This is a genomic window from Thiolapillus sp. (genome assembly GCF_048562965.1).
Classification (GTDB): Bacteria; Pseudomonadota; Gammaproteobacteria; order Chromatiales; family Chromatiaceae; genus Thiolapillus; species Thiolapillus brandeum_A.
In genome coordinates this window covers 1-548 of the sequence record NZ_JBHNMF010001587.1, presented here as the reverse complement: position 1 = coordinate 548, position 548 = coordinate 1, and the positions used below count along the sequence as shown (strand labels likewise).

Genomic DNA, 548 nt, shown 5'->3' with positions numbered 1-548 from the left:
GCAGCGGGGCCGAATGAAGTCTGGAGTTGGGACATTACGTTCCTGGCGACCACCGTAACGGGGTTGTTCTATCGGCTCTACCTGGTGATGGATATTTACAGTCGCAAGATTGTCGGCTGGGAAATTCATGAAAACGAAACAGCTGAGAATGCCTCGCTGTTGATCCGCAAAGCCTGTCTGGCGGAGGGTGTCAGTGAGAGGGGCTTAGTACTTCATTCCGACAATGGATCACCGGTGAAGGGCGCGACCATGCTGGCGACGCTGCAACGACCTGGTGTCGTACCGTCATTCAGTCGTCCATCGGTGAGTAATGACAATCCGTATTCGGAGAGCCACTTTGGCACAATGAAGTACACCCCGGCATTCCCATCGAAGCCGTTTGAAAACTTAGGCGCTGCGCGCGAGTGGGTTTATGGATTTGTCCACTGGTACAACGAAGAACATCGTCACAGCGGGATACAATTTGTGACGCCAGCACAACGCCACAACGGTGCGGAGCGATCGATTCTGGTGAAACGCGATGCGCTCTATCAGGCGGCAAAGCAACG

1 protein-coding gene is annotated in these 548 nt (G+C 54.2%); it reads left to right on the top strand.

Translation table 11 applies throughout. The annotated features are described in order from the left end of the window. Window positions 1-548 (top strand): transposase (locus ACOCD2_RS25655; RefSeq protein WP_419586324.1); only part of this gene is annotated, 548 nt, incomplete at both ends.